Source organism: Asanoa sp. NPDC049573 (assembly GCF_040676615.1).
GTDB lineage: Bacteria > Actinomycetota > Actinomycetes > Mycobacteriales > Micromonosporaceae > Asanoa.
This window is the reverse complement of the sequence record NZ_JBFAPI010000010.1, coordinates 119,843-139,723: the sequence shown is the minus strand read 5'-3', so window position 1 is coordinate 139,723 and position 19,881 is coordinate 119,843. Positions and strand designations below refer to the sequence as shown.

Annotated in this window: 18 protein-coding genes; 9 read left to right on the top strand and 9 right to left on the bottom strand. The window is 74.2% G+C overall.

Annotated elements, in window-relative coordinates:
• Window positions 1–25: 25 nt before the first annotated feature.
• From AB0J74_RS22680 to hrpB, 3 genes are all read right to left on the bottom strand, one after another.
• Window positions 26–1,042, bottom strand: a complete 1,017-nt coding sequence (locus tag AB0J74_RS22680) for a nitronate monooxygenase (RefSeq protein WP_363450986.1) — start codon at window positions 1,040–1,042, stop codon at window positions 26–28.
• Window positions 1,039–2,436, bottom strand: a complete 1,398-nt coding sequence (locus tag AB0J74_RS22675; RefSeq protein WP_363450984.1) for a M1 family metallopeptidase — start codon at window positions 2,434–2,436, stop codon at window positions 1,039–1,041. Before AB0J74_RS22675 ends, AB0J74_RS22680 begins: the two co-directional genes overlap by 4 nt.
• Before the next feature lie 75 nt (window positions 2,437–2,511).
• A complete protein-coding gene (gene hrpB / locus AB0J74_RS22670) occupies window positions 2,512–4,920 on the bottom strand; it encodes an ATP-dependent helicase HrpB (RefSeq protein ID WP_363450982.1) in 2,409 nt (802 codons plus the stop codon).
• Between the two features lie 59 nt (window positions 4,921–4,979).
• Between hrpB and AB0J74_RS22665 the strand changes: the two genes are divergently transcribed.
• The 5 genes from AB0J74_RS22665 (at window position 4,980) to AB0J74_RS22645 (ending at window position 10,588) form a co-directional block, all read left to right on the top strand.
• Window positions 4,980–7,643 (top strand): caspase family protein, encoded by a 2,664-nt coding sequence (locus AB0J74_RS22665; protein WP_363450980.1) that lies wholly within the window; start codon window positions 4,980–4,982, stop codon window positions 7,641–7,643.
• A 77-nt stretch (window positions 7,644–7,720) separates the two neighbouring features.
• Window positions 7,721–8,101: a hypothetical protein gene (locus AB0J74_RS22660; protein WP_363450978.1), complete on the top strand. Its 381-nt coding sequence runs from the start codon at window positions 7,721–7,723 to the stop codon at window positions 8,099–8,101.
• A 45-nt stretch (window positions 8,102–8,146) separates the two neighbouring features.
• Complete coding sequence (gene smpB, locus AB0J74_RS22655) at window positions 8,147–8,632, top strand: SsrA-binding protein SmpB (protein ID WP_363450976.1); 486 nt, start codon at window positions 8,147–8,149, stop codon at window positions 8,630–8,632.
• A gap of 83 nt (window positions 8,633–8,715) precedes the next feature.
• Window positions 8,716–9,954 (top strand): MFS transporter, encoded by a 1,239-nt coding sequence (locus tag AB0J74_RS22650; RefSeq protein WP_363450974.1) that lies wholly within the window; start codon window positions 8,716–8,718, stop codon window positions 9,952–9,954.
• Between the two features lie 58 nt (window positions 9,955–10,012).
• Entirely contained in the window at window positions 10,013–10,588 is a 576-nt protein-coding gene (locus AB0J74_RS22645; RefSeq protein ID WP_363450972.1) for a helix-turn-helix domain-containing protein, read from the top strand.
• On the opposite strand, the gene AB0J74_RS22640 is transcribed toward AB0J74_RS22645, so the two are convergent.
• Window positions 10,585–11,055: a GNAT family N-acetyltransferase gene (locus AB0J74_RS22640; protein WP_363450970.1), complete on the bottom strand. Its 471-nt coding sequence runs from the start codon at window positions 11,053–11,055 to the stop codon at window positions 10,585–10,587. The two genes, AB0J74_RS22645 and AB0J74_RS22640, sit on opposite strands and share 4 nt — an antisense overlap.
• A gap of 100 nt (window positions 11,056–11,155) precedes the next feature.
• Between AB0J74_RS22640 and AB0J74_RS22635 the strand changes: the two genes are divergently transcribed.
• Entirely contained in the window at window positions 11,156–11,581 is a 426-nt protein-coding gene (locus tag AB0J74_RS22635; protein WP_363450968.1) for a DUF1810 domain-containing protein, read from the top strand.
• On the opposite strand, the gene pgm is transcribed toward AB0J74_RS22635, so the two are convergent.
• Entirely contained in the window at window positions 11,578–13,230 is a 1,653-nt protein-coding gene (pgm, locus tag AB0J74_RS22630; protein WP_363450966.1) for a phosphoglucomutase (alpha-D-glucose-1,6-bisphosphate-dependent), read from the bottom strand. The two genes, AB0J74_RS22635 and pgm, sit on opposite strands and share 4 nt — an antisense overlap.
• 121 nt (window positions 13,231–13,351) lie before the next feature.
• Here pgm and AB0J74_RS22625 point away from each other — a divergent pair, with 121 nt between their 5' ends.
• The gene (locus AB0J74_RS22625; protein ID WP_363451248.1) at window positions 13,352–14,140 is read left to right on the top strand and encodes an endonuclease/exonuclease/phosphatase family protein; all 789 of its coding nucleotides are present in this window, start codon (window positions 13,352–13,354) and stop codon (window positions 14,138–14,140) included.
• Here the strand turns inward: AB0J74_RS22625 and AB0J74_RS22620 are convergent.
• Window positions 14,130–14,576 carry a MarR family transcriptional regulator gene (locus AB0J74_RS22620; protein ID WP_363451246.1) on the bottom strand — a complete coding sequence of 149 codons (447 nt, stop codon included), beginning with the start codon at window positions 14,574–14,576 and terminating at the stop codon, window positions 14,130–14,132. The genes AB0J74_RS22625 and AB0J74_RS22620 overlap by 11 nt on opposite strands.
• 91 nt (window positions 14,577–14,667) lie before the next feature.
• On the opposite strand from AB0J74_RS22620, the gene AB0J74_RS22615 reads away from it, so the two are divergent.
• Window positions 14,668–16,737, top strand: a complete 2,070-nt coding sequence (locus AB0J74_RS22615; RefSeq protein ID WP_363450964.1) for an MFS transporter — start codon at window positions 14,668–14,670, stop codon at window positions 16,735–16,737.
• Here AB0J74_RS22615 and AB0J74_RS22610 read toward each other — a convergent pair.
• The gene (locus tag AB0J74_RS22610) at window positions 16,734–17,630 is read right to left on the bottom strand and encodes an NAD(P)-dependent oxidoreductase (protein WP_363450962.1); all 897 of its coding nucleotides are present in this window, start codon (window positions 17,628–17,630) and stop codon (window positions 16,734–16,736) included. The two genes, AB0J74_RS22615 and AB0J74_RS22610, sit on opposite strands and share 4 nt — an antisense overlap.
• A gap of 93 nt (window positions 17,631–17,723) precedes the next feature.
• On the opposite strand from AB0J74_RS22610, the gene AB0J74_RS22605 reads away from it, so the two are divergent.
• Complete coding sequence (locus AB0J74_RS22605; RefSeq protein WP_363450960.1) at window positions 17,724–18,143, top strand: MarR family transcriptional regulator; 420 nt, start codon at window positions 17,724–17,726, stop codon at window positions 18,141–18,143.
• Here AB0J74_RS22605 and AB0J74_RS22600 read toward each other — a convergent pair.
• Window positions 18,118–18,984, bottom strand: coding sequence for a fumarylacetoacetate hydrolase family protein (locus AB0J74_RS22600; RefSeq protein ID WP_363450958.1), 867 nt, complete (start codon window positions 18,982–18,984; stop codon window positions 18,118–18,120). The genes AB0J74_RS22605 and AB0J74_RS22600 overlap by 26 nt on opposite strands.
• 16 nt (window positions 18,985–19,000) lie before the next feature.
• Window positions 19,001–19,807, bottom strand: a complete 807-nt coding sequence (locus AB0J74_RS22595; RefSeq protein ID WP_363450956.1) for an SDR family NAD(P)-dependent oxidoreductase — start codon at window positions 19,805–19,807, stop codon at window positions 19,001–19,003.
• Between the last annotated feature and the right edge of the window lie 74 nt (window positions 19,808–19,881).

The following is a 19,881-nucleotide window of genomic DNA, read 5'->3' as shown; positions in this document are numbered from 1 at the left end:
CCCACCAGGGCGAATGCGGAAACCCTCAGGCGCCCGCGCTGAGCCGGGTGAGGATGGCGGCCGCCGGCTCGTCGGTGGTGTGCCGGTAGCCGGTGCCGGCCCACAGGTGCATCGGCTCCGGGTCGCCGGCGGCCGCCGCGGCGCGGCGGATCGGGCGGGTCAGGTGGTGCAGGGCCGGGTAGCCCAGCGGCGCCGCGTCGCCGTAGCGGTCGGTGAACGTGTTGCGCAGGCCGCGCGCCGGACGGCCGGTGAAGGCGCGGGTGACCACGGTCGGCCGGGGTTCGGTGAGCGCCCTTCGGTGTGCCGCCGCGGTGCCGGCCTCGGCCGACCGCAGCAGCGCGGTGCCGACCGCGACGTGCGACGCGCCCGCGCCCAGCGCCGCGGTGACGTCGGCGGCCGTGCCGACCCCACCCGCCGCGACGACGGGCAGGCGGACGGCCGCCCGGATGGCCGCGACGAGGTCGGGCAGCGGCGCCTCCGACAGCGAGCGCTCCGGGGTGAAGGTGCCCGAGTGGCCCCCGGCGCCGGCCGCCTGGACGACCAGGACGTCGATGCCCGCCTCGGCCGCCGCGCGGGCCTCCGGCACCGACGTGACCGTCTGGGCGAGCAGCGCGCCCGTGGCACGCAGCAGCGCCAGGTCGGCGGCCGGTGGCAGGCCGAAGGTGAAACTGATGAGCGGCACCGGACGCGCGCGCAGCACGTCGACCTTCGCCCGCCAGTCGTCGTCGTCCTCCACCGGCGTGGCCGGCAGGGGCACGTCGAAGCGGCTCGCCTCCGGTGCGAGCAGCACGGCGTAGTCGCGGTAGGCGGCCGGGTCGACCGGAACCGGGTTGGGCGCGAACAGGTTGACGCCGAACGGCACGCCGGCCGCCGCGACCGACGCGATGTCGGCCGCGAACGCCGCCGCGGGCTGGTAGCCGGCGGCCACGAAGCCGAACGAGCCCGCGCGGCCGGCGGCGATCGCCAGGTCGGTGGTGCCGGCGCCGCCGGACATCGGCGCCGCGATGACCGGGAGCGTGGCGCCCAGGATCGGCTGGCTCACCAGGTCGTCGGCTTGACCGGCTGGTAGAGCCAGGTGTCGAAGAAGGCGTCCAACTGCTGGCCGCCGTGCCTCTCGGCCAGGCGGATGAAGTCGGCGGTGGTGACGTTGCCGTCGCGGTTCTTGGCGTACCAGTCGCGGAGCAGGGCGAAGAACGCGCGGTCGCCGATCTTCACGCGCAACGCCTGCAGGGTCATGGCGCCGCGGTCGTAGACCGCGCTGCCGAACATGAACTCCGGGCCGCCGACGTTGGCCGGTGGGCGGCGCCAGAACGAGGCGTTGGCCGGACGGGCGAACGACGCGTCGAAGGACTGCTGGGCCGTCTCGCCGCCGTGCCGCTCGGCGTAGATCCACTCGGACCAGGCCGCGAAGCCCTCGTTGAGCCAGATGTCCTGCCAGGAGGTCAGGCTGATGCTGTCGCCGAACCACTGGTGGGAGATCTCGTGCACGACCGTCGACGCGTCGGGCGTCTGGTCGTATTGCGACTTGGTCTGTGACTCGAGGGCGTAGCCGACCTCGGGCGCGTTGTCGACGATGCCGCCGCCGCTGCTGAACGGGTAGGCGCCGTAGAGGCCGGAGAAGAACGTGATCACCTCGGCCTCGGCGCCGAGCCGGTCGAACGCGCCCTTGGGCACCTCGGCCGGGTCGACCGCGTGGTAGAGCGGGATCCGGCCGACCTTGCTGACCCGCAGCTCGAAGACGCCGTTGGTGGCCGTCGCGAGGTAGGTCGCCATCGGCGAGTCTTCGCGCCAGCGCCAGGTTGTCCGGCCCTTGTGGTCGCGCTTGGAGACCAGCCTGCCGTTGCCGATCGCGGTGATCCCCTCGGGCACGGTGATCGAGACGTCGTAGGTCGCCTTGTCGCGCGGGTTGTCGTTGGCCGGGAACCACCCCGGCGAGCCCTGCGGCTCGTTGACCACGAACGCGCCGTCTTCGGTGGTCACCCAGCCCTCGCTGCTGCCGTCGGGGTCGATCACCTCGGTCGGCTCGCCCGCGTAGTCGACCCGCACCGTGAACGAGCGACCCGCCCGCACCTGGTGCTTGGGCGTGATGACCAGCTCCTGGCCGTCGCGGGTGAACCGGGCCGGGGCGCCGTCGACCCGCAGCGAGCTGATCGTGAAACCGCGCAGGTCGAGGTCGAACCGGCTCAGGTTCTGCGTCGCCCGCGCACTGATCACGGCGGTGCCGTCGAGGTGGTTGCCGGCGCGGGTGTAGTCGAGGTCGAGCGAGTAGTGCCTGACGTCATAACCGCCGTTGCCGGCCAGCGGGAAATAGGGGTCGCCGAGCCCCGACGAGCCGACGGTCGAGCCACTCGAAGCAGCTGCCGGCGCAGCGACCGCGAGCGCGGTCAGCGCGGCGAGCACGCCGGTCAGGGCGCGTCGCGACAGGACAGACGGCACGGGGCGCCTCCTCAGTAGAACGACAAGCAGGATCCTCGCACCACCCACCGACAAAACTCCACCGCGGCGGGTCGATCAACCGGTCGGGTCGGCCGGCCAGGCGTGCCGGGGATAACGACCGCGCAGCTCCGCCCGGACCTGCGGGTAGCCCGTGCGCCAGAACGACGCGAGGTCGCGGGTCACCGCCACCGGCCTGCCGGCCGGCGAAAGCAGATGCAGCAGCACGGGTACGCGACCCTCGGCCACCGTCGGCGTGTCGCGCCAGCCGAACGCCTCCTGCACCTTCAACGCCACGACGGGCGCCTCGGGATCGCTGTAGTCGACCCGCAGCCGCCGCTCCCCCGGCCCCTCGACCCGCTCCGGCGCGACCTGCTCCAGCCGCCCGGCGATCTGCCAGGGCAGCAACCGCCGCAACGCCGCGGTGACGTCGATCCGAGCCAGGTCGGCGCGCCGGCGGGCGGCGGCCAGATCCGGCCCGAGCCAGGCTGCCGCACCGTCGAGCAACGCGGCGTCGCTGACGTCCGGCCACGGCGAACCGAGCGCCTGATGACAGAACGCCAGCCGTTGCCGCAAAGCCACCGCACCACGGCCCCAGGCCAGCAGCCCGAGACCCTCCCGCCGCAACCCGTCCAGGAGCGCGGCGGCGACCAGCGCGCGCGACGATGTCGACAGTGGACGCTCGACGAGCGGCACCGCGCCGAGCCGCTCCACCCGCCGGGCCACCACGTCGCCGCCGACCCAGGCGACCTCCTCCGAGGTCGCGAGCAGCGCCGCGCCCGCCTCCCGCGCGGTCGCCTCGTCGATGATCACAGCAGCCCGGACCCGCGCCGAAGCCCGCCCCGGCGGTCGGTCCGCCGAAGCGACAGCCAGCCACTCGGCGCCGGCCAGCGGCGACCCTGGCGCGACCTCCGCCGCGGTCCCGCCACTCATCAGGTACGCCGTGGAGCCGGCACCCCGCGCCCGGGCCAGCCGCTCCGGGTAGGCCAGCCCGACCACCAGCCCGGCCGCGAGGTCGTCGGTCAGCCGCGGTCCCCGCCCGGCGCGCACGCTGCCGAGGTCGGCACGCAGGCGGCGTACCCCCTGCTGGAAGGCATTGTCAGCGCGGACCCGCCGCCACACCGCGACCAGGTCCTCCCCCGCGGCCTCCTGGTCCAGGAGCGCGACCACCTCCGCGGCCCGGTCGGCGCCGACCACCGGCGCGCCGTCGAGCAACGCCCGGGCCAACCGCGGGTGGGTGCCGACGCCGGCGAGCCGCCGGCCGCGCTCGGTGACCCGGCCGGCATCGTCGACGGCGCCCAGCGCCCGTAGCGTCTCGGTCGCGACCGTCAGCGGGCCGGCCGGCGGCGGATCCGGCAGCGCCAGCCCCGAACCGCCCGGCGCGCCCCACATCGCGAGGTCGAGCGCGAAGCCGGTCAGGTCCGCGGCCGCGATCTCCGGCTCGGGGCGGGCCGGCAGGCGGTCGTGGGCGCCTTCCGACCAGCAGCGGTAGACGGTGCCCGGCCCCTCGCGCCCGGCCCGGCCCGCGCGCTGCTCGGCGGCTGCCTTCGAAACGGGCACGGTGACCAGCGCGCCGAGCCCGCGGGCGTAGTCGGTGCGCGGCACCCGGGCCAGCCCGGCGTCGACCACGACCCGTACGCCCGGGACGGTCAGGCTGCTCTCCGCGACCGCCGTGGCCAGCACCACCCGGCGGCTGCCGGAGGGGCGCAGCACGGCGTCCTGCTCGGCCGCGTCCTGCCGGCCCAGCAACGGATGTACCGGCAGGTCGCGCAGCCGCTCGGCGACCCGGTTGATCTCGCCCGCACCGGGCAGGAACACCAGAATGTCGCCGTCGCGCTCGCGGAACGCCCGGCGAGTGGTGGCGGCGACGTGGTCGAGCAGCCGCGGGTCGACCCGCAGCCCGTGCGGCGGATCGACCTTCGGCGGCGGCGCCCAGACCACCTCGACCGGGTGCAGCGCGTCGTCGGCGGCGACGGTCGGGCCGAGCAGCGCGCCGAGCCGGGCCGTGTCGGCGGTCGCGGAGGTGGCCAGCAGCCGCAGGTCGGGCCGCAGGTTGGCGCGCACGTCGACGCAGAACGCGAGGGCCAGGTCGGAGTCGAGGTGCCGCTCGTGACACTCGTCGAGGATCACCGTGTCGACCCCGTCCAGCGCCGGGTCGTGCTGCATCCGGCGGACCAGCAGCCCCGTTGTCACCACCTCCACCCGGGTCAGCGGCCCGGTGCGGCGCTCGCCCCGGACCGCGTACCCGACCCGCTCGCCCACCCGCTCGCCGACCAGCGCGGCCATCCGGCGGGCCGCCGCCCGGGTGGCCAGCCGCCGCGGCTCGGCGACCAGCACGTTCCCGTGCCCGGCCAGGTCGAGCGGCACCAGCGTGGTCTTACCGGTGCCGGGTGGTGCGACCAGGAGGGCGCTGCCGTGGCCGTCGAGGGCCGCGCGCACCTGGGGCAGCACGCGGCGGATCGGCAGGTCGGGTTCGTCAGGCAGCACCGCACCATGATGTCGGGCAGCCGACCGTGATCGCGCGGTGACCCGCTACCCTGCCGACTGTGGACGGTCGACGACTCGCGCTGGTGGTCGCGACCAGCGACTACCAGGACGCGGGACTGCGGCGGCTGCGTGCGCCGGCGCAGGACGCGGCCGAACTGGTCGAGGTGCTGGGCGACCAGGCGATCGGCGGTTTCACCGTCACCCCGGTGCTCGACGGCACCGAGCGCGACGTGCGGATCGCGGTGGAGCGGTTCCTGACCGCCTGCGGGCCCGACGACTTCGCGCTGGTCTACCTGTCGTGCCACGGGCTGCTCGACGCCCGCGGCCAGCTCTGGTTCGCCGCCGGCGACACGCTCAAGAACCTGCTCGGCAGCACCGCGATCGGCGCGGCGTGGCTGCGCGAACGGCTGGAGAACTGCCGCGCCACCCGCCAGCTCGTGCTGCTCGACTGCTGCTTCAGCGGCGCGTTCGTGAAAGGCGGCAAGGGCGCGGCCGAGGTGGGCGTGGAGACGCTGCACGGCGGCGGCCGCGGGCATGTGGTGCTGACCGCGTCGAGGGCCACCGAATACTCCTACGAGGGCGAGCCGGTCGACGGCGGAGCGCTGGCTGGCTCGGTGTTCACCACGGCGCTGGTGCACGGATTGCGCACCGGCGAGGCCGATCTCGACAACGACGGCGTGATCACCACCGACGAGGCCTACGACTACGTCAACGGCTACCTGCGCGCGGTCGGCGCCAACCAGACGCCGACACACACCGTCGTCGGCGGTGTCGGGAAGATCGAGCTGGCCCGTAGCCCCGTCGGGATCCGTCCGGTCGTGGTGCCCGCGCAGCCGACGGTCCGGGTGGTCGCGGAGGCTGCCGAGATCATGGCGCTGACGCCCGCACCCGCGCCGGTCGGGGCGTCCGGCCAGGCGCCGCCGACCGATGGTCCGGCCGCCGAACTGGCCACGCTGCGCGCCATCCGTCGGGCCTTCGACGATCAGGCCGTGCTGGAGAGGGCGCTGCGCGAGCGTCCGGTCGGTGACGTGGTCACGGTCGTCGCCGCCGTACGCGCCAGCGGGCTCGCCGACCGCGCCGGCGATGTGCTTCGGATCGCGGCGACGGTCCGGCCGATAGACGAGATCATCGCGCTTGTCGAGGCCGCCCGCGGCGGGCCGCACCCGGCCGACGCCGACGTGCTGCTCGCCGCCGTCGGCACCAGCCGCCAGGTCACCGACGTGGTGCGGCTGTGCGCCGACCCGGCCCAGCCCGAGGACGACGTCGCCACCGTCCTCGGTTGGGCGGCCCGCACCAGGCCGGTCACCGAGGTCCGCCCGCTGGCCCGGCTGCTCCCGACCGAGCGCGGCCAGCTGGTGCTCCACGAGTTCGGCAAGGTACGCAGCGGCACCGAGGTCGCGGAACTGTTCACCGGCGCGTCCAAGGCGGCGGTGTCGGCGGTCCTCACCGGCGTCCGGGCCCGACCCGCGGCGCAGGTCGCGGTCGTCGTGACGGCGTTGCGGAACGCCGGCGACGACACGACCGCCGACCGGGTGCTCGGCTGGGTCGACGGGCTGCCCGTCGGCGAGGTCGTCGACCTGGTCGAGGGGTTGCGCGCGGCGGGCGCGGCCGACGACGCGGAGACGGTGCTGCACTGGGCCGGGTGGCGGTTGCCACCGCCACTGGTCGCCGCGCTGGTCGCGGCCCTCGACGCCGCCGGGCGCACCGACTCGGTCGGCGCCGTGCTGCGGTCGGCCGAGTCGCGCACCCTCGACGACATCCACGACATCCTCCACGCGGCGGTGTCCGCGCACGCCGACCACATCGGTCCGATGCTCGAGATGGCCGCGCGCCGGTCGCCCGCCGACCTGGCCACGCTGCTACGCCGCCTGGATCTGATGCCGCCCGCGGTCGGCGACGGTGCGGTGGCGCGGGCCAACGAGCTGAGAAGGCACCTCGTCGTGACGGGGCCGGCCAGATCGACGGCGGTCCTCGCGCGGCTCGCGACCATGGCCGTGGCCTCGCCGGTCGAAACCGTCAGCCGGCTCGTCCGCGCCCTCGTCGACGCCGGCCACGCGGCCGCCGCGGAGCGGATGGTCGGCGAAGCCGCGCACCGCCCGTCGCACGAGCTCATCGACCTGGTCACCGCCCTGGCCACCGACCCGTCGCCGGCCCTGGTCGACGTGCTCGTGACGAGGGCCGCGCGCTACCCGCACGCCACGCTCCCGGCGGTGCTCGCGGGTCTGCACCGCGCGAACGCGCCGGCCATCGTCGAGAGGTTCCTCCAGGCGGTGCCGGCGGTCCGCTGGGAGCAGGTCCCCGCGGCCGCACCGGAAACACCCGAGTTCGCGAAGCAGCTGATCGCGCTCACCACGCGCGGCGACGCCGCGCGGCGGTCGCGGGCGAGACGGGCGACCATGCGCCGGGCCCTCGCCCGCGCGGCGATCACGGCCGTGTGCGTGGTGATCCTGTTCGTGACGGCCTCGCTGACCCGGGTGTTCGGCCACAGCGGGTTCGGCGCCGGCAACTGGGCCGCGTGGGCGGCCACGACGGTGGTCACGCTCCTGCTGCTGCGGACCGCGGCGACCGTCGCCGTCCGCAGGTCGAAGAGCGCCGGGCATGACACCGTCGTCAGGGTCGCGACGATCGGCGCCGCCGTCGCCGGGTTGGCGCTGGGCTGGTTCGTGCCGCCGCTCACCGACGCCGCGACCCACGTACGCGACTGGCTGGCCTGGAAGTTCTAGGTGCCCCCAGCGCGTTCTCAGCTTCATACCGGCCGGCGTTCAGCCGATTCCCACCGCCGCGCGCTACCTTCCACGTCATGGACGAGAACCGCGCCCGCCGGGTGGTCGACGCGTTGCGCGACCGTGGTGTCCCGGCTCACATGGCCCAGGCCAGCGCCGGCCGGTCCGAGACCGGCGTCCGGGTGGTCCTACCCGGTGACCGCGAGGCGCTGTGGGACACCGACGGCACCGCCGGGCTCGAGGCGCAGGTGATGCGCGACGGCATGCTGGTCGGCTTCGTGCCGGCGATCCCCGGCTCCGAAGACTTCACCGAGGCCCAGGTGATCGACACGATCGCCAACACCGACTACGACCAGCCGGTGGCCCGCCGCGCGACCCGGCCCGTGCCGGCCGCGCCCGCGCTGCCCCGTGAGGGCGGCTTCTTCCGGCGGATGCGCGACGGGTTCCGCGAGCGCTGATTATTCAGCGGTGACGACGACACACCCCTGGCAGACTGGTCCGTCATGAGCCGGGAGACGCCGCGGAAGCTGATCGCGTCCAACAAGCGCGCCCGGCACGAATACGAGATCCTCAAGACCTACGAGGCCGGGCTCGTGCTGCTGGGCACCGAGGTCAAGTCGCTGCGGCTCGGGCACGCCTCGCTGGTCGACGCGTTCGCCCAGGAGCGCGACGGTGAGCTGCATCTCTACGGCCTGCACATCGCCGAGTACGGCCTGCACGGCTTCTCGCCGCACGGCCCGCGCCGGATCCGCAAGCTGCTCCTGCACCGGGCCGAGATCGACCGGATCCTCGACAAGATCCGCGAGCCGGGCCTGAGCCTGATCCCGCTGGCGCTCTACTTCGACAACGGCTGGGCCAAGGTCGAGCTGGGCATCGGCCGGGGCCTGCGGTCCTACGACAAGCGCCAGGTGCTGGCGCGGCGTGACGCCGACCGGGAGATCGCCCGCGCGATGGGCCGCCACCTGAAGGGCCGCACCGTCGGGCGGTGACCCGGCTCTCGTTGCTCCGGACAGACAGGTCTGTCTAGTGTTGGCCACGCACTAGACAGACAGGTCTATCCAGGGAGTTGTCCGTGAGCACCCGCACCGTCGACCGGCCGGCAACACCCTCCGGCACCACCGGACATTTCCGCCTCGGCCGCACCGGCTCGCTGGTCCTGCTCGCGTCGATCGTCGTGTCGCTGTTGGCCGCCTCCAGCGCGCCGACGCCGCTCTACGCGACCTACCAGGCCGAATGGGGCTTCTCCCCGATGACCACGACGATCGTCTTCGGCGTGTACGCGGTCGCGGTGCTGCTCGCCCTCCTGACCTTCGGTCGCCTCTCGGACCACCTCGGCCGCCGCCCGGTGCTGCTCGTCGCCCTGCTCGTGCAGGCGGCCGCCCTGGTCGGCTTCGCGTTCGCCGGCGGCGTACCCGAACTGCTCGCCGCCCGGGTCGTGCAGGGCCTGGCCACCGGCGCCGCGTTGGCCGCGCTCGGTGCCGGCATGCTGGACATCGACCGCACCCGCGGCACCACCGCGAACGCGGTCGCGCCCGGCGTCGGCACCGGCGGCGGCGCCCTGCTCTCCGCCCTGGTCGTGCAGTTCCTCCCGGCGCCGACCCACCTGATCTACCTGTTCCTGCTGGTCGTGCTCGGCATCCAGGCCGTCGGCGTCGCGTTGATGCCGGAGACCGTCACCCGCGCGCCCGGCGCCCGGCGCTCGCTGGTCCCGGAGGTCAGGCTGCCCCGCCAGGTCCGCGGCCCGGTCGCCATCGCCGCGCCGGCGCTGTTCGCGGTCTGGGCGCTGGCCGGCTTCTACGCCTCGCTCGGCCCGGCACTGGTCCGCGGCCTGGCCGGCTCGACCTCGGCCGTCTACGGCGGCCTCGGCCTGTTCGTGCTCGCCGCCGTCGCCGCGGTGACGGTGCTGGCCGTCGACAAGCGACCGGCGCACACCGCGCTCGCCGTCGGCATCGTCGGCCTGATCGTCGGCGTGGCCGGCACACTGGTCGCCATCTCCGCGGGGTCGGTCGTGGCGTTCCTGATCGCGACGGGCGTCGCCGGCATCGGCTTCGGCAGCGGCTTCCAGGGCGCGATCCGGATGGTGGTGCCACTGGTCGCCGCGCACGAACGGGCCGGCGTGCTGGCCCTGCTGTACGTGGTCTGCTACCTCGGTCTGGGCGTGCCCGCGGTGATCGCCGGCTACCTGGTCGTGCACGCCGGCGGCCTGACCGACACCGCCCGGGAGTACGGGGTCGCCGTGATCGTGCTGGCCGCGCTCGCCGGCGCCGGCCTGCTCCGTCGCCGGGCGCCGCGGATCCGGACGGCTGGCTGACCGTACGATGAATGACCGGCGGACGACGCGACAACGTGGTCGAGAGGCGGTGGGTCCCATGGCGACGCGACCGTCGGCCCGCGAGCGGCTGTTGTCCGCGGCCGACGAACTGTTCTACCGCGACGGCGTGCACGTCGTCGGCATCGACAAGGTGATCGAGCACGCCGGCGTCGCGAAGGCCTCGCTCTACAACACCTTCGGCAGCAAGGACGAGCTGATCCGGGCCTACCTGCGCGGCCGGCACGCGGCGATCGAGAAGCGGGTGACCGAGGGCCTGGTCGCCTACCCGACGCCACGCGAGAAGATCCTCGGCGTCTTCGACATCCAGGGAGCCCGCTTCACTGCGCCCGACTACCGCGGCTGCCCATTCATGTCCGCCACCGCCGAGGCGGGCAGCGGCACGGCCGCGGTCGCCGCGGCCGACGACTACCGGGCCTGGGTACGCGCGCTCTTCGTCGACCTCGCCGCCCAGGCCGGCGCCGCCGACCCGGCCACGCTGGGCCAGCAACTGCATATGGTGTACGACGGCGTCGCCATCACGGCCCGGATGGACCGCACCCCGGTCGCGGCCCTGGCCACCGGCCGCGCGACGGCGGCCGCCCTGCTCGACGCGGCCCTGGGCGCCGACCGCTAGCCGGTGAACCGCAGCCAGGTGTAGGGCCGGGGCTGCCCCGCGTTCCATTCGTCCTGCAACTCCGGGGCGACGTCGGCGAACCCGGCCGCGCGGTAGGCGGCCAGCGCGACCGCGTTGTCGGGCCGCACCCGCAGGAACACGTCGTCGAACCCGGCCCGCCCGGCCAGCGCGGTGGCCAGCGCCTTTCCGACGCCCCGGCCCCGCTCCCCCGGCGCGACCAGCAGCCGGGCCACCTCGGCCTCGTCTTCCTCGTCGTCGGACCAGACCTCGCCGTAGCCGACCGGCCGGCCGCCGTCGAGCAACAGGTAGGCGGCGACGTCGTCCTGGGTGGACCAGGAGGCGACCGCCTCGGGCGGGAACGGGTGCTCGGCGCGCGAGCACCACCTGTCGGCCTCGTCGGCCGAACGGACCCAACCGGCGACCAGCGCCGCGCGGTCCGCGGTGAACGGAACCAGCGTGAAGGCCATGATGCCGTCCAGAATATCCGCGCCGTCGCCACGAGTTCGCCGGCGGCGGCCACGGAGCGGCGGCTTGACCGGTGTGGCGCCCAGTCGTGAGGCTGGGGTCGTGACTGACGATCCTTACCGCCTGGGCCGCTTCGTCGAGGCGCAGGACGGCGTCTACGACCAGGCGCTGGCCGAGTTGCGCGCCGGCGCCAAGCGCGGCCACTGGATGTGGTTCATCTTCCCGCAGATCGCCGGCCTGGGCCGCAGTTCGATGGCGCAGGCCTACGCGATCTCCGGGCTCGACGAGGCGCGCGCCTACCTCGACCACCCGGTGCTCGGGCCGCGCCTGCGCGAGTGCGCCACCGCCCTGGTCGAGGGCGACGAGGCCGACGAGGAGCGGATCTTCGGCCCGGTCGACGCGATGAAGCTGCGCTCGTCGATGACCCTGTTCAGCCACGCGGCGCCGGCCGAGTTGGCGTTCCGCGCCGTCCTCGGCCGCTTCTACGCGGGCGTCGAGGACGACGCCACGCTGGCCCGGCTGAGCTAGCCGGAGAGGGCCGCGCCCACCACTCCGCGGGCCTCTTCCTGGATGCGGGCCAGGTGGTCGGGGCCGCGGAACGACTCGGCGTAGATCTTGTAGACGTCTTCGGTGCCCGACGGGCGGGCGGCGAACCAGCCGTTCTCGGTGGTCACCTTGAGGCCGCCGATCGCGGCGCCGTTGCCGGGTGCCGCGGTCAGGATCTCGGTGATCGGCTCGCCGGCCAGCGACGTCGCCGTCACCTGCGACGGCGACAGCTTGCCGAGCACCGCCTTCTGCTCACGGGTGGCCGGCGCGTCGACCCGCGCGTAGGCCGGGTCGCCGAAGCGGGCGACCAGGTCGGCGTGGTGCTGCGACGGCGTGCGCCCGGTCTTCGCGATGATCTCCGAAGCGAGCAGGTCGAGGATGATGCCGTCCTTGTCGGTGGTCCACACGCCACCGTCGCGGCGCAGGAACGAGGCGCCCGCGCTCTCCTCGCCGCCGAAGCCCACCGAGCCGTCGAGCAGGCCGGGCACGAACCACTTGAAGCCGACCGGCACCTCCAGCAGCCGGCGACCCAGGTCGGCGGCGACCCGGTCGATCAGCGACGACGAGACCAGCGTCTTGCCGACCGCGGCGGCCGCCGGCCAGCCCTCGCGGTTGCGGAACAGGTAGTCGATCGCGACCGCGAGATAGTGGTTGGGGTTCATCAGGCCGGCGTCGGGCGTGACCACACCGTGCCGGTCGGCGTCGGCGTCGTTGCCGGTCGCGATCTGGTACTGGTCGCGCTTCGCGATCAACGACGCCATCGCGTACGGCGACGAGCAGTCCATCCGGATCTTGCCGTCCCAGTCGAGCGTCATGAACGCGAACCGCGAGTCGACCGCCGGGTTGACCACGGTCAGGTCGAGCCCGTGCTTCTCGGCGATCTCGGCCCAGTATCCGACGCTCGCTCCGCCCAGCGGGTCGGCGCCGATCCGCACGCCCGCGTCGCGGATCGCCACCATGTCGACGACCGACGGCAGATCATCCACATAGGACGCGGTGAAGTCGAACTCCTGGGTCGTCTCGGCCGCCCGGGCCCGGCCGTAGGGCATCCGGCGTACGCCGGCCAGCTTGTCCCGGAGCAACTCGTTGGCCCGGTCCTGGATCCAGCTCGTGGCGTCGGTGTCGGCCGGGCCGCCGTGCGGCGGGTTGTATTTGAAGCCGCCGTCGTCGGGCGGGTTGTGCGAGGGCGTCACGACGACACCGTCGGCGCGGGCGGCCGGCCCGCGCCGGTTGTAGGTGAGGATCGCGTGCGAGACGGCCGGCGTCGGGGTGAACCCGTCGCGGCTGTCGATCAGCACGGTCACGCCGTTGGCGGCGAACACCTCGATCGCGGTCCGGGTGGCCGGCTCGGAGAGCGCGTGGGTGTCCCGGCCGAGGAACAGCGGACCGGTGGTGCCCTGCGCGGCGCGATATTCGACGATCGCCTGGCTGGTCGCGGCGATGTGGTCGTCGTTGAACGCCTTCTTGAGGCTGGCACCGCGGTGGCCCGAGGTGCCGAACGCGACCCGCTCGGCCGCGACCGACGGGTCGGGGTGCAGGTCGTGATAGGCGGCGAGGACGGCGTCGACGTCGATCAGGTCGCCGGGCTCGGCCGGCTGACCGGCGCGGGGGTTGTTTGGCACGTCCCGCATCGTAACGCCGGGCACTGTGCCGGGCTTGGATCTGCTGCCCGACCCGGCCGTCGATGCGGGAGCCGGGGGTGGGGCGAGCGCGGCTGGTCGGACATGTGCGAACGTGATCGGCGTGCGGGTGATGACGTGGAACCTCTGGTGGCGGTTCGGCGAGCCGGACCGGCGGCGCGCGGCGATCCTCGCGGTGCTGCGCGAGCAGCGACCCGATCTGCTGGGCCTGCAGGAGGTGTGGGCCGACGGCGACGAGAACCTGGCCGGCACGCTGGCCGACCAGCTCGGGCTGCACTGGGCCTTCGGCGCGGCCAGCGACCAGGAGACCTGGCGGGTCCGCGTCGACGGCGGGCCCGACCTGCGCAACGGCGTCGCGGTGCTGAGCCGGTGGCCGATCCGCGCGGAGAAGACCTACGACCTGCCCGGCGACAGCAGCCGCGCGGCGCTCAGCGTGCTGGTCGACGCTCCACACGCGACGATCCCGGTGGTCACCCTCCACCTGAGCGTGCTGAGCGGTTCGGCCGGCCGATCGGCGCAGCTGGACTGGCTGGCCCGGCACGTGGCCGGCCTGCCGGCCGACGAGCACCCGCCGCTGGTGATCGGTGACTTCAACGCGATGCCCGACTCCGACGAGATGCGCCGTTTCGCCGGCGCGCTGACCGTGCCGTCCGTGCCCGGCCAGGTGCTGCTCGACGCCTGGCTCTACGGCGACCCGGGCGATCCGGGCTTCACCTGGGACCGGGCCAACCCGCACGCGGCCGCCTGGGTCGCGCCGAGCAGCCGGATCGACTACATCCACGTGCTGCAGACCGCGCACCGCGCGGGCCGGGTGCTCGGTGTGCACCGCGCCGGAACGGCCGCGGTCGACGGCGTCTGGCCCTCCGACCACGCCGCGGTGGTCGCCGACCTCAGCGACTGAGTCGGGCCACCAGGTCGAGGAACTGGCGGCGCTGGGCAGCGGTCAGCGGGGCCAGGAACTCGTCCTGGACGCCGTCGACGAGCGTGTCCAGCTCGACCAGCCGCGCGACGCCGTCGGCGGTGATCGTGACGATGTTGCGGCGCCGGTGTTCGGGGTCGACCTCCCGCGCGACCAGCCCGCGCGCCTCCAGCTCGGTGAGGGCCGCGGTGATGTCGCTGCGGTCGATCCCGGTCGAGCGGCCGAGCTCGGCCTGACTCACCGGGCCCCACTCCTCCAGCGCCGCGAGCAGCCGGTAGTGGTAGCTGCGCAGCCCGCCGCCGGCGGCCTCGAACGCAGCGCCGAGCAGGCCCGATGACCGCGCCTGGGCCCGGCTGACCAGCCAGGTCGCCCGTCCCTGGAGCCGCGCGGGGGTGCGGCCAGGGTCGTGTTGCGGCATTGGCACCCGGCAAGCCTAACAGTTTGTTGGTCGCCCCAACACTTGCTATGTTGGCGAGGCCAACATTGGCGAGACCAACATTGGAGCCGCCGTGACCACTGTTTCCCCATCCTTGACGCTGCGGGTCTGGCATGGCCGGCGGATCCTGGCGCTGCTGTGCGCCGTGGCGTTCCTCGACTTCGTCGACGCGTCGATCACCAACGTGGCGCTGCCGCACATCATGAGAGACCTGGGCTTCTCGGTGCAGAGCCTGCAGTGGGTGCCCTCGGCCTACCTGCTCACCTACGGCGGGTTCATGCTGCTCGGCGGCCGGCTCGCCGACCTGCTGGGCCGCCGGGACGTGCTGCTCGCCGGCACCGCGCTGCTCGGCCTCTCCTCGCTCGCCGGCGGCTTCGCCGGGAACACCGGCGTCTTCGTCGCCGCCCGGCTGGTGCAGGGCCTCGGTGCCGCGCTGATGCTGCCCGCCGCGCTGTCCACCCTGACCACCACGTTCACGACGTCGAAGGACCGGCACTCGGCACTGGGCGTCTGGGCCGGCGTGGCCGGGCTCGCGTCGGCCGTGGGCATCCTGGCCGGTGGCCTGTTGACCGACGGGCTGGGCTGGCGGTGGGTCATGTTCGTCAACCCGATCGCGTGCGTGCTGGTCATCCCGGCCGTCCTGGCCCTGCTGCCGCGCGACCGGCCGGCCGCGCGCACCACCCGTTTCGACCTGCTCGGCAGCGCCGTGGTCACCGCCGGGACATTGCTGTTGGTGTACGCGCTCGTCAAGGCACCCGACCAGGGCTGGGCCGCCACCCGCACCTGGCTCGAACTGGCCGGCGCGGCGGCGCTGCTCGCGTCGTTCGTCCTCGTCGAACGCACCGCACGCGACCCGATCCTGCCGCTGGACATCTTCCGGGTGCCGGGGCTGCTCGCGGCCAACCTGACCGGACTGATCGGGTTCGCCGGCATGCTCTCGATGTTCTACTTCCTGACCCTCTACATGCAGACCGTCCTGGGCTACTCCGCGATCGCCGCGGGCGCGGCCTATCTCCCGCTCACCGCCGGCGTCGGCGTCGGCGCGGGCGTCGGCGCCCGGCTGTTGGCCCGGGTCGGCAGCCGCGCGGTGATCTGCGTCGGCGCCCTCGTCGCGGCGGCCGGCCTGTTCCTGCTGAGCCGGGTCCCGGCCGGCGGCGGCTATCTGGCGCACATCCTGCCCGGACTCCTCCTGGTCGCCTTCGGCGTCGGGCCGGTGTTCGTCGGGGTGACCAGCGCGGCCAACGCCGGCGTGGGCCCGAGCCGGGCCGGCCTGGCCGCCGCGATCCTCAACTCGACGCAGCAGATCGGCGGCGCCCTGGGCCTCGCGATCTTCTCCGCCGCCGGCGCCGCCCGCACCCACCACCTGCTCGCCACCGGCTCACCGGCGTCCGTCGCCACCACGTCCGGCCTCGGCTACGCCCTCGGCGCGGGCGCGGCCTTCGCGGTGGCCGCCGCGATCGTCGCACTCGCGACGGTCGACACACACGAAGGAGAACCACCCATGACCAGGCCAGAACGCGTCCTCGTGGTCGGCCGCAGCCCTAACGTGCTGATCGAGGCCGTCGACCTGCTGCGCGCCGACGGCTACGTCGCCGACGCGACCAACCAGTTCGACCGCGTCCTCGACGACTACGACGTCACGGACCTCGACGTGCTCGTCTTCGGCGGCATGGTGCCGGCCGACACCAAGCAGCGACTGCGCGACGACATCTCCGCCCGCAACCCCGGCGTCACGTTCGTGCAGGGGCTCGCCGGCATCCCCGGCCTCATCGCCGCCCAGGTGCGCGCCGCCACCTCGGCCGCGCCGGTCGAGGGGCTCGGCTACGACGAGTCCCGGCGCGCGGTGCTGGTCACGCTCGACGCGCCCGCCGCCGTCACGGTCGACGCGTGGTGGGGCACCACGTTCACGCCGCCGGAGCCCAGGAGCGCGTCGGCGCGTGTCTTCGAGGGCGGCCTCGACGCCGGCTCGCACGTCGTCGCGCTGCCGGCGGAGGTGCCGTCCGTCGCGTCGTTCGCGGGCGTCACGGTCGGCGGGTTCACCCAGGTGTTCATGGTCGGCCCGATGCCCGACGCCGTCACCCGGCTGGCACCCACCACGGCCGGCGACAACGGGCTTCCCGAGGTCGGCCCGGTCACGACCTAGCGCTCGTGGTCGCGGAGCCAGGCCGCGTAGTCACCGACGGCCGCGTCGAGGGGGTAGCCCGGCGCGAACGCGGTGTCGGCCCGCAGCCGCGAGATGTCCAGCGCCGCGGCGTGGGCGGGCCGGTCGCCCTCGGCCAGTTCCACCGCGGCGCCGGGCACGACCCGGGCGATCGCCGCGGCCACCTCGCGGTTGCTGGTGAGCCGGCCACTGCCCACGTTGTACGTCCGATGCCGCAACCCGCCGCCGGTCGCCAGCAACGCCAGCGCGCGACCGGCGTCCTTGGCGTAGAGCATGTCGACGGCGTCGCCGGCGCGCAGGCCCGGCGGCGCCGGCGCACCGCGCACGGCGGCGTGCATCAGTTGCGGTGCGCCGAAGAACGGCGACGACGTCCGGCCCAGCGGCCCCCAGATCGCGCCGATCCGCGCGGCGACGAGCGGCAGCCCGTCGAGCGCGCCGGCGACCACCTCGGTGATCTTCTTCGCGGCCGGGATGGCGTGCGGACTGGCCATCGGGAGCGGCAGGTCCTCCCGGAGGGCGCCGTCGGGAACCCCGGCGTAGACCCCGATCGTGCTGGCCAGCACGACCCGCTCCACCGCCCACTCCTGGGCCGCCCACAGCACGGCGAACAGCGCGCGGGTGTCGGCCCAGAGCTTGTCGAGGGTGGGACCGGCGCCGAGGGCCGCCGCGGCGAGGTGGACGACGCCGGTCACCCGGTGGCGCTCACCCACGGCCAGCAGGCTGGCGGGATCGGTGCAGTCGACCCGCACGACCGGCCCGGCCTGGTCGGGCGGGGCCGCCCGGCGCTGGCCGAGCAGCACGTCGGCGCCGAGGTCGCGCAGCGCGTTCGCGGTGTGCGAGCCGATGAAGCCGAGGCCGCCGGTAACCAGAATCATCGTCGCTCTCCCCCCGGGCCGGGTTCGTTAGCCGGCTAACGAAGAGCATAGCCGCGAGGTCGTTAGCCGGCAAACGACCTTTAGACTGGCTCGGTGACCGACGTGATCCGGCTGCTCACCCGGGCGCAGAAGCTGCTGCGCGCGGCGACCGACGACGCGATGCGCCCACACGGCGTGCGGATCGGGCAGAACCTGGTGCTCGAGGTGCTCTGGCAGGACGACGGCCTCACGCCCGGTGAACTGGCCGCCCGGATGGGCGTGACCACCCCGACGGTGGTCAACACCGCCGCCCGGATGGAGGCCGCGGGCCTGCTCGACCGCCGCCCCGACCCGCGCGACGGCCGCCTGGTCCGGCTCTACCTCACGCCGTCGGCCCGGGCGGCCCGGGCGCCGATCTCCGACGCCCGGCGCCGCATCGCCGACCACGCCCTGGCCACCCTCACCCCGACCGAGCTGCGCCACCTGACCAGCGCCCTGGAAAAGATCGTCAAACAGATGGACGCAGGAACGTGAAGTGCTCGCGGCCGACGACGACCGGGTTGGTCAACTCGCCGACCTCGTCGATCGTGATGGTGACGACGTCGCCCTCGCGCAGGGTGAAGTCCATCGCCGGCGCGAGGCCGGTGCCGGTGGACAGGACCGCACCCGCCGGGAAGTTGTCGGCCCTGAAGAGATGGTCGACCAGCTCCGCGAACGGTCGCTTGAGGCGTGCGGTCGACGTGGCGCCGGTCCAGACCGTCACGCCGTCGCGGGTGACCCGGACGGCCACCGGGAGATCGGTGCCGTCGACCTCCCACGCCGGGCGGATGCCGGCCGACAGGGCGCACGCCCCGGCGTACACCTTGGCCTGGGGTAGGTAGAGGGGGTTTTCGCCCTCGATCGACCGGGAGCTCATGTCGTTGCAGACCAGGTAGCCGGCGATCTCGCCGAACCGGTTGACGACGATGGCCAGTTCCGGCTCGGGCACGTCGAGGCCCGAGTCGGCGCGGATCGCGACCGGTTCGCCGTCGACGACGACCCGCCAGGCGGCGGACTTGAAGAACAGCTCGGGGCGGGCGGCGTCGTAGACGCGGCCGTAGATGTCGGCCTCGCTGCTCTCCTCCATCCGCGCCTGGCGCGAGCGCAGGTAGGTGACGCCGGCGGCCCAAACCTCGGTGGCGCCGTCGACCGGAGCGAGCAGGCGGGCGTCGTCGACGACCTCGCCGGGCGACTCGGCCAGCGCGCGGATGTCGGCGACGCGTTCGCCCAACAACGCGGCGACGGACGGCACCGGCAGTGACCGGACCACCCCGTCGGTGCGGACGCCGACACGGGCGATGTCGTCGTTGTCCCGGCGGTAACGAACGATGTGCATGACCGGGAGCGTACGGCTAGCCGGCGGCGACCGCCTCCGCGGAGATCTCCCACAGCCGGGCCGCGTTGGCCGGGTCGATCGCGTAGGGCGCGACGCCGCCGGTCCCGCCGGGCTGGTGCAGGCCGGCTTCGTGGCAGTCCTCGAAGTAGCGCCCCGACACCCCGGCCAGCGACGGCGCGGTGGCGACGTAGACCGACGTGGCGGCGCCCTGCTGGGGAGTCTTGCCGTCCGGGCCCGGGTTGACCGCGTCGGCGGTGACGCCGTCGTGTGCCCAGCGCCGCGCCGCCTCGACCACGAACAGCACGTTGGCCGTCTTGGACTGGTCGTAGGCGGCCTGCGCGTCGTACCCGCGCCGCTCGAAGTTGAGGTCGTCGAAGTCGACGTCGGCCCGCAGGTGCGCGGCCGAGGTGACCTCGACGACGCGCGCACCGTCAGCCGCGACCATCGCCGGTTGCAGGGCCGTGGCCAGCGCGAAGTGCCCGAGGTGGTTGGCGCCGAACTGGAGTTCCCAGCCCTGCGCCGTGCGCGACCGCGGTGGCCCCGTCACGGCCGCGTTGTTGACCAGGATGTGCAGCGGGCCTTCCCAGCGGCCGGCGAACGCGCGCACCGAGTCCAGGTCGGCCAGGTCGAGCCGCTCCACGGTGAATCCGGCTGTCCGTTTCGGGTCACGCACCGCGATGGTGACCTCGGCGCCCGCCGCGGCGAGGGCCCGGGCCGTCTCCCGCCCGATGCCGGAGGCGCCCCCGGTGATCACCGCCCGCTGCCCGCTCAGGTCGATGCCGGCGACCACCTCGGCAGCGGTCGAGCGCGCGTCGAAAGCCATGACACCCGGCTTCCCCGGCATCGTTGATCGAAACGCCGGGCCGGCGACCCGGTCCGCGGGCAGCGGACCGGGTC